Source organism: Winogradskyella forsetii, assembly GCF_013394595.1.
Taxonomy (GTDB): Bacteria; Bacteroidota; Bacteroidia; order Flavobacteriales; family Flavobacteriaceae; genus Winogradskyella; species Winogradskyella forsetii.
Window position 1 is genome coordinate 1,871,628 of the sequence record NZ_CP053348.1, and the last position, 12,066, is coordinate 1,883,693.

The following is a 12,066-nucleotide window of genomic DNA, read 5'->3' on the forward strand; positions in this document are numbered from 1 at the left end:
TACATGGCAGAAGAACATGAGGAGTTGTTAAATGAAGATAGTGGTAATCAGGAAACGATTACAAAGGTTACCGGAATGTACAAAGAATGGTTTTTGGATTACGCCTCTTATGTAATCTTGGAACGTGCTGTGCCAGCCATTGAAGACGGTTTTAAACCAGTACAACGACGGATTATGCATTCCATGAAAGATTTAGATGATGGACGTTACAATAAGGTGGCGAACATTGTTGGTCACACTATGCAATATCATCCTCACGGTGATGCCAGTATTGCGGATGCCATGGTTCAAATCGGTCAGAAGGATTTGTTGATAGATACCCAAGGAAACTGGGGAAATATATTAACAGGCGATCGTGCTGCAGCTTCGCGTTATATTGAAGCTCGACTTTCAAAATTTGCCTTAGACGTCGTTTATAATCCAAAAATTACAGAATGGCAAGCTTCTTATGATGGTAGGAGGAAAGAACCTATAAATTTACCGGTTATGTTCCCGTTGCTTTTGGCACAAGGTGGCGAAGGGATCGCTGTTGGTTTATCCACAAAAATATTACCACACAATTTTATAGAACTGATAGAGGCTTCCATAAAGCACCTTAAAGGGAAGCGTTTTACCATTTTACCGGATTTCCCAACCGCTGGAATAGCAGACTTTACCAACTATAATGATGGTATGCGTGGCGGAAAGGTTAGGGTTCGTGCAAAAATTGCGCAACACGATAAAAATACCTTGGCAATTACTGAAATACCTTTTGGAACAACGACGTCTTCACTTATTGATTCGATCTTAAAGGCAAATGATAAAGGTAAAATCAAGATCAAGAAAATTGAAGATAATACAGCTGCTGAAGTTGAGATTTTAATTCATCTACCGTCAGGTTTATCGCCAGACAAAACCATTGATGCACTGTATGCGTTTACAAATTGTGAAACTTCCATTTCGCCATTAGGTTGCGTTATTGAAGACAACAAGCCTTATTTTGTTGGTGTTACGGAGATGTTACGTCGTTCCACGGATAATACGGTTCAGCTTTTAAAGCAAGAATTGGAAATAAGATTGGGAGAATTTCAGGAGCAATGGCATTTTGCATCCTTGGAACGTATCTTCATCGAAAAACGAATTTATCGTGATATTGAAGAAGAAGAAACTTGGGAAGGTGTGATCAACGCCATTGACAAAGGACTCCAACCGCATATCAAACATTTAAAACGTGCCATTACGGTTGAAGACATTACACGTTTGACCGAGATTAGAATTAAGCGTATCTCCAAATTCGATATTGATAAAGCACAACAAAAAATCGATGCTTTAGAAGATCAAATTGCTGAAGTAAAACATCACTTAGCCCATCTAATCGATTATGCTATAGCGTATTTTGAAAGACTTAAAAAAGAATACGGAGAAGGCAAGGAGCGCAAAACTGAAATCCGAATTTTTGAAGATGTTGATGCTACAAAAGTGGTCATCAGAAACACGAAGCTTTATGTTAACAGAGCCGAAGGTTTTGTGGGCACCTCTTTAAAACGTGACGAATACGTTTGTGATTGCAGTGATATCGATGACATCATTGTATTTACAAAAGAAGGTAAAATGATGGTTTCTAAAGTAGATTCCAAAATCTTTGTTGGGAAAAACATCATCCATGTCGCCGTTTTTAAGAAGAAAGATAAGCGTACCATTTATAACATGATTTATCGCGACGGTAAAAAAGGGCCAACGTACGTAAAGCGTTTTGCAGTAACTAGCATGACTAGGGACCGCGAATATGATTTAGCCAATGGCAATAAAGGTTCTGAGGTTTGGTATTTTTCAGCCAATCCAAATGGAGAGGCTGAAGTCGTAACTATTATGTTGCGCCAGGTAGGGAGTATTAAAAAATTAAAGTGGGATCTGGATTTTTCAGATATTCTCATCAAAGGGAGATCTTCGAAAGGTAATCGTGTTACTAAGCATGCCATTAAACGTGTGGAATTAAAAGAAAAAGGAGTTTCAACCTTAAAGCCTCGTAAAATTTGGTTCGATGATGCTGTTCAGCGTCTTAATGTTGATGAAAGAGGTGAGTTGATTGGTGAGTTCAGAGGCGAAGACAGGCTTCTTATTATTAATCAATCCGGAATGGCAAAAACTATCATTCCAGAATTGACTACCCATTTTGATAGTGATATGATTGTACTGGAAAAATGGATTCCTAATAAACCGATTTCAGCAATTTATTACGACGGCGAGAAAGAACGTTACTACGTTAAGCGTTTCTTAATAGAACAAGAAGGTAAAGAAGAGTATTTTATATCAGATCATGCCGATTCGCAATTGGAAATTGTTTCTACAGATTGGCGACCAATGGCCGAGGTTGAATTTACAAAAGAAAGAGGTAAGGAGCGTAAGGATAACATGGAAGTTAACCTTGAAGAATTCATTTCAGTAAAAGGAATTAATGCACTTGGAAATCAGTTGACTAAAGAGAAAATTAATCAAGTAAGTTTGTTGGCTTCTTTGCCTTATGAAGCACCCGAAGAAATACACGCTGATGATTTAGAAATGGTGGATGAAGAAACGGTTAACAATTCAAATAAAAAGGATTCAAGTTCTGAAAATAAAACACAACCTAAAGCTTCTGAAAATAATAGCGATGACGATGATTTAGATATTGATGATCAAGGGCAGGTCACCTTATTTTAAAAGCTTGGCTTAATCTGTTTGGTATTGAAATCTTCAATACGTGCATCTATAATGGCTTGCTTATCATCTGTATTTAGTAGGTTGGATTTAAGCAAATCATTGAATAGTGTGGTAAATTGATTAGCGCCTTTATAGTTTAAATGATGCAAATCCAAATAATACTTATTAGGAAATTGCATGGCATCGAAATCCAATAAATCAACATCTTCGAATCTTGTATTCTTCACGTTTTGGTATAGGGCTTCATTGCTCAAGTCTGCATATAATGGATGCTGAGGGCTTCTTATAAGAAAAACACGTAAATTATTTTCTCTACAAAACTCAATCATTTTTCTTAAATAATTAAGATTGGTTTCAGAAAGTGTGTGACTTTTAGATAACGTAGGGTTGAAATTATTTTTAGCAATCAATTCTTCAACTTTGCTTTGTTTTGAGGCCGCAAAACTTCCAATGTCATCGATTAAATCATAGTTACCATTCAATATACGATATAAATGTTTTCTGGTGGCTATGGAGTAACTAGCGAATAAATCGGTAGAATTATGCTCTAATAGCACATTAAAATCTTCAGAATCCATATATGGACTGTAAAAGGGAAGGTAGAATGACATCTTTTCAAAGCCCCATGTCCAATCATCCATTACGCTATCGACATGGTTATTTGCAAATTCTATGAATACGGTTTTTATGTGACTGTTTGCCCCTACAACTTTTTTTAATTTTTGGTAGTTATAAAAATACGATTCGCCAGAAGCAGATAAGTTAATGCTATTTTTAAGAATGGAATCATTTACCGAGCACTGCGAATGTGAATGACCAAGCACTAACGTTGATATGTCTTCGCTAATTTTAAAACGCGATTGGGTTTTTGCAATATAATTAGACCCTATGACTATGCCTATTACAACTAGTATAGCTAAAACTAAAAAGACGATTATTTTTTTGATAAAACCCTTCATACTAAAACTGGAAATAAATGAATTCTTGTTCTTTACCAATAAATAAGAATATTAAACATACAATGCCCAAATAAAAAGCCATTCTTAAGTTTCTATTCCAATTTAGTCCTAATTTTTCTAAACCATATTGAGACTCTCTTCCTAGCCATTCTATGAGCATTAGAAATCCTATGAGTATTAAAACCTCAATAGCATGTGTTCTATTTTCGAATTCAGGAATTGCAAATAAGCTTTTAGAGAAAATACCTATTAAATATTCTATAGCATGATTGACAGAATCTGCCCTAAAAAAGACCCAAGCAAGAACCGTTAGTAAAAAGGTCGAAGCAATGTTGACCATGTCCTTTAGCGAAGGTAAAAATTGACCTTCTGCTACAGCTCCGATATTTGACCTGTTCTTTTTTGCTAATAATAGCGGTAGAAAATAAATGGCATTCAAAGCTCCCCAAACAATAAAAGTCCAATTGGAACCATGCCAAAACCCACTCACAATAAATATTATAAACGTGTTGCGAACTTTCATGGCTGTACCACCTTTACTTCCTCCTAAAGGAATATAGAGGTAGTCTCTAAACCAGGTCGATAATGATATGTGCCAACGTCTCCAAAATTCAGCAATGTCCCTCGAAAAATAAGGAAAAGCGAAATTTTGTTTTAAGTCAAATCCAAATAATCGAGATGTTCCGATAGCGATATCCGAATAACCAGAAAAATCCCCATAAATCTGGAATGTAAAGAATAAAGCGCCCAGTAATAGCCCGCTTCCGCCATATTCAGTGTGGTTATTAAAAAATTCATTTGCAAATTCGGCACAGTTATCGGCAATAACCACCTTTTTGAACATGCCCCAAAGGATCTGACGCAATCCGTCTACAGCCTTACTGTATTCAAATTTGCGCTTAGTATAAAATTGAGGTAATAAGTTTGTGGCGCGTTCAATCGGTCCAGCAACTAACTGAGGGAAGAAACTAACAAAAGCAGAAAATGCTATAAAATTCTTGGTAGGAGTCAATTTTTCCCTGTACACATCTATGGTATAACTTAAAGTTTGAAATGTATAGAAGCTTATTCCAACTGGTAATATAATTTTTAATGAACTGGCCTGTAATTCGGTTCCAAAAAATGTGAATGCCGTAATTAAATTGTCTAAAAAGAAGTTGTAATATTTGAAAAACCCAAGGAATCCAAGGTTTACGAGGATACTAACCCATAAAAGAAGTTTACGCTTTTTATGGCTGCCACCCTTTGAAAGTGCAACTCCAATGGAGTAATCTACGATGGTGCTGAAAATGATAAGCGACAAAAAGCGCCAATCCCACCAACCGTAAAACACATAACTTGCCAATACGATGAGCAAGTTCTGAAGCTTTAGATTCTTTTGGCAAAAAAACCAATACAAAATAAAAACAACAGGTAGGAATACTGCAAAGTCTATTGAATTAAATAGCATTAACTGAGAGTTTTATAGATTTGGGTCCTTTTTAAAAAACAGGTTAATTTTGTCGAAATATAGTGAAACCCAAATTGCGTAACCTAAAAAAACTCATATTTTTAGTTAAGTGGAATAAATTAACGTTCTACCGCCTTAATCTTGCTATTAAATCGGTTTTTATGTTTTTTGCTTTTTAATGGCTTTAAAATTTAGAAACTCTACAAAAAGTGAAAATGCTATAGCAAAATACAAGTATCCTTTTGGTATAGCGCCAACGGTTTTACCAAAGAATTCTGTTTCTGATAAGTGAGCCGCTTCTGTAATAAGCATAAAGCCAATAAGAATTAAAAAGGCTAAGCCTAAAATCTGAATACTTGGATGTTTTTCTATAAATTTTCTAATTGGGTTCGCAAAACCAATCATAATTCCAATAGAGATCATAACTGCAATAATCATTAAAACTAAGGTGTAGTTGTGGTTTGGATGCAGTCCATTGGTCATTCCTACCGCAGTAAGAATAGAGTCTATTGAAAAAATAAAATCGATAATAATTATTTGTACAATAGCGTTGCTGAGTGATTTTATGCGTTTGGACTTAACTTGGTCTTCGTCATGAGAGGGATGTTCTACTTTTTCTCGAATCTCAGAGGTACTTTTATAGATTAAAAATAAACCACCTGCAAATAATATTATGGCCTGCCAGCTAATTCCTATGAATAGCCAGCTCGTATTAATTGTATAAAAAGGTTCGCTTAGTCCAACCAGAAAAGACACAAAGAACAGCAGAATGATACGTTGTAACATTGCAAGCAAAAGTCCAATAATAGTGGCTTTGCTGCGTTGATGCTCTGGTAGCTTGTTAGCTGCAATAGAAATGAAAACGATATTGTCTATACCCAATATAATCTCTAAAAAGGTTAATGTGATCAATGCCATTATGGCTTCGGAAGTGAGAAGAAAATCGAGCATGGTTAATAGTCAATTAAATAGTTAAGCGTTTTCTCGTCAAAAAAAATAGTTGGTCTAACTAATAATTTTTGCGATAGACATTATAAAATTAAATGATTAATTAGGTCATTTATACTCTATATAATTAATTTTTTAGCGCAATAACTATTTGTAATTTTTGAAACTGTAAATTTTCAGTCTTTAAAGACTTAATTTATTTTAAACGCTACACCTTTTTCAACGTTCAAGGGTTTGTTTGGTCGTTTTACCGCAAGCTTGTATTCAAATGTGTATGAGTCTTCCGTTGTAGATAATATTTTCATGTGGATAGCATCTTTTTCAGAGTTACTTGTAGGCCGCAATTTTTTAAGCACGAATTCACAATCGTTTATCCATCGAACAGAGGAAGAATCTGCTTTTCCTTCCTGGTAATCGATATTGAAGTTTTCGGTACGCTTAAAACGTGAAGTTTGCTCAATGCCATCTATAGTATAAGTAAACTCAAAAGTTCCTGTCTTAAAATCGGTACAGTTACGCTCTACGGAGTAACAGCTTGTTAACAATAGCAGCACTAGAATTACTGAAAATACTTTCATTTTAATCTTTTGGCAAAGATAATCAACTCGTCTAAACTTTTATGTTGAAATAGAAATTAAGGCTTATAACTTTTAAATGTACCGTCTTTGTAAAAGATAACTATTTTATCAATTTCGGAATCCGTATGGCTATGGGAATCCGAATCGCTAATAGGCGGTTTTGATTTTGTGTTAGTTTTTGGAAGATTGGAATTGGTCGACTCTGAATTTTTAGTTTCACTCGGAAAATTGCCTTTGCCATTCATTAGCCAATATAATTCAACCTCTGGATAGGCGTGTAGCACCTTCATTACAAAGTCTAAACTTGGCTTATTTCTGCCCGACAAAATATGTGAAATACTTGAACGTTGCACGCCGATTTTTTCTGCAAAACTTGAAGCGGTTTCACTATAAAAATCAATGACTTTTTGCAGGCGTTCTGTAAATTCAGCAGAGTTTATCATTGTAAACTTTAGATTGGAGTATATAACGTTACAAATGTAACAAATAGTATTTGTTTTAGCACTACAGAAGATTTATTTTAATTTTAAAACCTAAACAAATACTTTGATTTTATATAATAACAATATGATATTAAATTAATTAAATCTATAATATATTTTTATTCGTATTCCTAGCATTGTGGTATGGAAACACGGTTCAAGACCAAACACTTTTTGTTTAATATTGTAACAAATTTGAAAAACAATATTGTTTACAAATGTAAATTTTCAAATGATTACATTTGTAACCACTAATAAAGTCCTATGAATTTAGAGTCGTTAAATACTATATTTCCTGCTGTAAAAAATCCAGAATTATCTGGTCGTTATATTACCAATTCTCAGATTGAAAAGTGCTTGGAAAAATTACCACATTCGAGAATTTCAACGCTCGGATGTTCGGTTGAAGAACGACCAATTTACAGTTTGAAATATGGAAATGGACCAATCAAAATATTACTATGGTCACAAATGCATGGCAACGAATCCACATCGACAAAAGCCCTTTTTGATTGTTTTAATCTGTTTGAAACCGAGAACAAACTGTCAAAAGATATTTTAGAGCGTTGTACTTTGGTTGTTATTCCAATATTAAATCCAGATGGTGCAGAAAAATATTCACGCTTAAATGCCAATCTGGTTGATTTAAATAGGGATGCTCAAGACTTGTCGCAATCAGAAAGTAGATTATTACGACAAGTTTATAAGGACTTTAAACCTGATTTTTGTTTTAATCTTCATGGACAACGCACCATTTTTAGTGCTGGAGAAACCAATAAGGTAGCTACACTTTCGTTTTTGTCGCCTTCACAAGATGAAGCGCGCTCTATAACTACGAACAGGAAAACCGCCATGTCTATTATTGTAGAGATCAATAATTTATTACAACCCGAAATTCCAAACGGTATTGGTCGCTATGATGATGGTTTCAATCTTAATTGTGTTGGAGATACCTTTCAGAATTTTGGTGTGCCAACTATTTTATATGAAGCGGGTCATTATGCTAATGATTATGGAAGGGAAGAAGTAAGACGTTTAATGTTTATTGCAATTTTAAAAGGTCTCGATGTTATAACTAACGGCGTCAGGAATGAGAACTATGTTACTTATTTTAACATTCCTGAAAATGCAAAGTGTTTTTATGATATCATTATACGAAATGCTAAACAAGACAATATGGAGAATGAGCTTGTTGATATCGCGATTCAATTTAAAGAAACGCTGATTAATAGCAAATTACATTTTGTGCCGATTGTTGAAGCTATTGAAAAATTGAAGAATAAATTTGGTCATAAAGAAATCGATGCAAAAGGTAAATTGTTAAAAACTGAAGAAAATTCTGATTTAATAATAGGTGGCGAAATCGATTTCGTATTATTGAATAATGAGAAAATATCACTAATACCTTAAAATAATTCAAATATAATATAGAATTCCTAAATTAAATGTTCTATTTTTGCCTTTACCTTAAAGATTGTATAAAATATGGCTAAATTTAAATTAGACGAAGTTGACCACCAAATACTCGATATGCTTATCGATAATACTAGAATTCCATTTACCGATATTGCAAAGAAATTATTGATTTCTGCTGGTACAGTCCATGTTCGCGTAAAGAAAATGGAAGAAGCAGGTATTATTAAAGGTTCTTCATTAACATTAGATTATCAAAAACTCGATTATTCGTTTATTGCTTATGTTGGCGTTTACCTCCAGAATACATCACAAACAAAATTTGTTCTAGAGCGCATTTACGATATTCCTTATGTAACTGTTGCCCATATTACCACAGGAAAATTTAATATTTTCTGTAAAATTAGAGCAAAGAATACCATGCATGCTAAAGAGATTATTTTCATGTTAGATGATATTGATGGCGTTTATAGAACTGAAACCATGATTTCCTTGGAAGAAAGTCTGAATGATAAAAAACGTTTGATGCATACTATTTTTAATGAATTAGATTAAATAAAACAATATTCCTAAAAGCCCTATGATATTTAGATATAGGGCTTTTTTTTTACGTTTATGTTATGAGCTCGAATCCCATTGAAGCAAAACAATACCATCCTTACTATAAAACCTATCTGGAAAAGGCAAATACAGATAGCTCCATTGTTGAAGGATTAAAGGAGAATTTAAATGTCTTAGTATCGTTTTTTTCTGATATTCCAGAAGAAAAACATAATTATGCCTATGCTGAAGGTAAGTGGACAGTGAAGGATATTTTACTTCATATCATAGATACCGAACGTATTTTTGCTTATAGAGCTTTACGAATTGCTAGGCGAGATAAAAGTCCAATGGTAGGTTTTGAACAAGATGATTATGTGGCGAATGGATCTGCAGTTAAACGAACCTTAGAAAATCTTATTGAAGAATACAAAGCTGTACGACAAGCAACAATTGCATTATTTAATAGTTTCGACGCTTCCACCTTGCTTCAAATAGGAGAGGCTAGTGGTGCCGCTTTTTCAGTAAGAGTGCTTGGTTATATCACTATTGGTCATGAGAACCATCATATTCAAATTATTAAGGAACGTTATATCTAACTCCCATAATATTCAAAAGCTTCACGTATAAGCGCATTGCTGACTACACAGTCTAATTTTGGTTTACCTATAGCTTCAAGCAACACAAATTTTACAACGCCATGACTGTTCTTTTTGTCGTATTGTAATAAATCTACAATGACTTTTTGGTCTTGTTCGGTTATTTCTACTTTAGAGAACGTTTTCAAAATACCTGTATGGATTATGTCTGATTCTTCTTGGCTCAGACCACATATTTTGGTAGATAAATAAGTTTCTAATAGCATGCCAATCGCAATCGCTTCGCCATGAAGGAGAGGCGTCTTATCTGCATTTTCTAAGAAATAACTTTCTATGGCATGACCTAGAGTATGTCCGAAATTCAATATTTTTCTTAAACCTTGTTCCCCAGGATCTTCTGTTACTACTTTATTCTTAATAATGACAGAATCATAAATTAAACGGTCCAAATCCGAAATGTCTAAATTTTCTAGGTGCGTTAAAATATTCCAATATTCCTTATTGTAGATTAAGCCGTGTTTTAGCATTTCGGCAAAGCCAGAAACCATTTCGTTTTGCGGAAGTGTATCTAAAAAAGAGGTGTCTATACCCACTATTTTGCCTTCGTTAATAACGCCAATCTGATTTTTCAAGGCTCCTAAATCAACCCCTGTTTTCCCACCTACGGAAGCATCAACCATAGCTAACAGTGAAGTTGGGATATTTATATAAGGAATGCCACGCATATAAGTACTAGCTACAAATCCGCCTAAATCCGTGACAACACCGCCACCTAAATTGATTAATAAACTCTTTCGATCTGCGTTATATTCTGATAGTGCTTCCCAGACTCCTGTGCAAATATCTATGCTTTTATGCTCTTCACCATTTGGCATTTCCATGACTTCAACAGCTATATCTCCAGATTCAACACGTTCTAAGAATTTAGGCAAACAATAATCATGCGTATTGGTATCTACAAGAATAAATATCTTAGAGGGTTTTGTAGTTTTTAAATAGTTATTCAGAGCTGAATAGACTTCAGAATTAAAATAAACAGTGGCATTTTTTGTCGAAATGGAATCCATTATATATAATCTTAATTGATGCTGTGAAAATACTTCCTTTTTTGAAAATACTACAATCAGAATAAATATATTTGCATATATTATTTAGCCTATGATAGATCGCTCACTCTTTGAGAACACAGGTACGGCTTTTACTTTAAAGTCTGATTCTGAGCTCGAACGTGCTTATTTTTTATTTAAAATGATTTCGTCGGAACCCTTAGTTCGTATAGGAACTGCGGCCACTAATTTTGCGTTGAAAGCACATTTACCTGTGGAGAAATTGATACGTGCAACCGTATTTGACCATTTTTGTGGTGGTGTTAACGAGGAAGATTGTTTGCCTGTAATTGATAAATTATATACCGAAGGTGTAAGTTCAGTTTTGGATTATTCGGTTGAAGGCAAAGCGGAAGAAAATCAATTTGATAACGCATTAGAAAAGATCTTAAAAATTATTCGTTTCTGCGATGATAGGGAAGCAATGCCAATTGTGGTTTTTAAACCTTCAGGTTTTGGGCGATTTAAATTGTATCAAAAAAAGACCGAAGGTGAAACTTTGACAAACGAAGAAGCGGCTGAATGGAATAGGATTGAAAATCGATTTGATGCCGTTTGTAAGTTCGCTAAAGAAAAAGATGTAGAAGTCCTTATTGACGGCGAAGAAAGTTGGATGCAAGATGCGGCTGATGATTTGGTAGAAGAAATGATGCGTCGTTATAATAAGGATGTGACCATAGTCTATAATACATTGCAGTTGTACCGCTGGGATCGTTTAGATTATTTAAAACAATTACATCAAAGAGGTGAAGCGGAAGGATTTAAAATTGGTATGAAAATTGTTCGTGGCGCTTACATGGAAAAGGAGCGTGAAAGAGCGATGGAAAAAGGTTATGATTCTCCAATTTGCGAAAACAAGAAAGCTACGGATGATAATTTTAATGAAACTTTAAATTATATTCTTAAAAATTTAAATTCCATATCAGTTTTTATTGGCACACATAATGAAGCCAGTTGTTATTTGGCTATGGAATTTATGGAGACCCACAATATTTCGAAACAAGATAATAATCTATGGTTTGGTCAACTTTATGGAATGAGTGATCACATCAGTTTTAATCTTGCAGCTGAAGGTTATAATGTAGCTAAGTATATTCCCTTCGGACCCGTGAAAGATGTGATGCCTTATCTCATTAGAAGAGCAGAGGAGAATACATCGGTTTCTGGTCAGACTAGTAGAGAATTATCACTATTGAAGGCGGAAAGACGACGACGGAAATTATAGTTATTTGATTATTTTATCTAAAATAATTAATCCCAGTTTGTTGGCACGATAAACGAATTTTTTGGATTGAGCCACATTTAAAAGCTA

At 34.3% G+C, this 12,066-nt stretch carries 11 protein-coding genes; 5 read left to right on the forward strand and 6 right to left on the reverse strand.

Annotated elements, in window-relative coordinates; genetic code table 11:
- Positions 1-3: 3 nt before the first annotated feature.
- Positions 4-2,679 (forward strand): DNA gyrase/topoisomerase IV subunit A, encoded by a 2,676-nt coding sequence (locus HM987_RS08155; RefSeq protein ID WP_179006874.1) that lies wholly within the window; start codon positions 4-6, stop codon positions 2,677-2,679.
- Here the strand turns inward: HM987_RS08155 and HM987_RS08160 are convergent.
- The 5 genes from HM987_RS08160 to HM987_RS08180 all read right to left on the reverse strand — a co-directional run bounded on the left by HM987_RS08160 (position 2,676) and on the right by HM987_RS08180 (position 7,057).
- A complete protein-coding gene (locus HM987_RS08160) occupies positions 2,676-3,638 on the reverse strand; it encodes a hypothetical protein (protein ID WP_179006876.1) in 963 nt (320 codons plus the stop codon). The two genes, HM987_RS08155 and HM987_RS08160, sit on opposite strands and share 4 nt — an antisense overlap.
- Position 3,639: 1 nt before the next feature.
- Positions 3,640-5,088: an MBOAT family O-acyltransferase gene (locus HM987_RS08165; protein WP_179006878.1), complete on the reverse strand. Its 1,449-nt coding sequence runs from the start codon at positions 5,086-5,088 to the stop codon at positions 3,640-3,642.
- 159 nt (positions 5,089-5,247) lie between these two features.
- On the reverse strand, positions 5,248-6,039 hold the full coding sequence (locus tag HM987_RS08170; protein WP_179006879.1) for a TerC family protein: 792 nt from the start codon (positions 6,037-6,039) through the stop codon (positions 5,248-5,250).
- A gap of 188 nt (positions 6,040-6,227) precedes the next feature.
- Entirely contained in the window at positions 6,228-6,614 is a 387-nt protein-coding gene (locus tag HM987_RS08175; protein WP_179006881.1) for a hypothetical protein, read from the reverse strand.
- Positions 6,615-6,670: 56 nt separating this feature from the next.
- A complete protein-coding gene (locus HM987_RS08180) occupies positions 6,671-7,057 on the reverse strand; it encodes a helix-turn-helix domain-containing protein (RefSeq protein ID WP_179006884.1) in 387 nt (128 codons plus the stop codon).
- Positions 7,058-7,360: 303 nt separating this feature from the next.
- Between HM987_RS08180 and HM987_RS08185 the strand changes: the two genes are divergently transcribed.
- The 3 genes from HM987_RS08185 (at position 7,361) to HM987_RS08195 (ending at position 9,648) form a co-directional block, all read left to right on the forward strand.
- The gene (locus tag HM987_RS08185; RefSeq protein ID WP_179006886.1) at positions 7,361-8,506 is read left to right on the forward strand and encodes a M14 family metallopeptidase; all 1,146 of its coding nucleotides are present in this window, start codon (positions 7,361-7,363) and stop codon (positions 8,504-8,506) included.
- A 75-nt stretch (positions 8,507-8,581) separates the two neighbouring features.
- Positions 8,582-9,064 carry an Lrp/AsnC family transcriptional regulator gene (locus tag HM987_RS08190; protein ID WP_178988413.1) on the forward strand — a complete coding sequence of 161 codons (483 nt, stop codon included), beginning with the start codon at positions 8,582-8,584 and terminating at the stop codon, positions 9,062-9,064.
- A gap of 65 nt (positions 9,065-9,129) precedes the next feature.
- Positions 9,130-9,648, forward strand: a complete 519-nt coding sequence (locus HM987_RS08195; RefSeq protein WP_179006888.1) for a DinB family protein — start codon at positions 9,130-9,132, stop codon at positions 9,646-9,648.
- Here HM987_RS08195 and aroB read toward each other — a convergent pair.
- Positions 9,645-10,715: a 3-dehydroquinate synthase gene (aroB, locus tag HM987_RS08200; protein WP_179006890.1), complete on the reverse strand. Its 1,071-nt coding sequence runs from the start codon at positions 10,713-10,715 to the stop codon at positions 9,645-9,647. The two genes, HM987_RS08195 and aroB, sit on opposite strands and share 4 nt — an antisense overlap.
- 91 nt (positions 10,716-10,806) lie before the next feature.
- Here aroB and HM987_RS08205 point away from each other — a divergent pair, with 91 nt between their 5' ends.
- Complete coding sequence (locus HM987_RS08205) at positions 10,807-11,979, forward strand: proline dehydrogenase family protein (protein ID WP_179006892.1); 1,173 nt, start codon at positions 10,807-10,809, stop codon at positions 11,977-11,979.
- Positions 11,980-12,066 lie beyond the last annotated feature (87 nt).